The organism is Nocardia sp. NRRL S-836, assembly GCF_001279525.1.
Taxonomy (GTDB): Bacteria; Actinomycetota; Actinomycetes; order Mycobacteriales; family Pseudonocardiaceae; genus Lentzea.
The window spans coordinates 1-288 of the sequence record NZ_LGDY01000070.1 but is presented as its reverse complement, the minus strand read 5'-3'; the positions used below and the strand labels follow the sequence as shown (position 1 = coordinate 288).

Genomic DNA, 288 nt, shown 5'->3' with positions numbered 1-288 from the left:
GCGAAAGCGGATGAGGCTAAACCGCGTCTGTGTGATACCCGGCAGGGGTTGCATTCGCGGGGTCGTGGGACCTCTTGGTCAGTTCTGCCGAACTGGCAACGAGTCAGAAAATACTGTGGTTAGAGGAATACGTCTGGAAAGCGTGAGCGTAGAGGGTGAAACTCCCGTACTCGAAAATCCGGTATCTCGTTAGAGTGTTCCCAAGTAGCAGCGTACTCGTGAAATTCGCTGTGAATCTGGCGGGACCACCCGCTAAGCCTAAATACTCCCTGGTGACCGATAGCGGAC

At 54.5% G+C, this 288-nt stretch carries 1 rRNA gene; it reads left to right on the top strand.

From position 1 onward, the window contains the following. Positions 1–288: ribosomal RNA gene (locus tag ADL03_RS08800) — 23S ribosomal RNA — on the top strand; the annotation flags it as partial.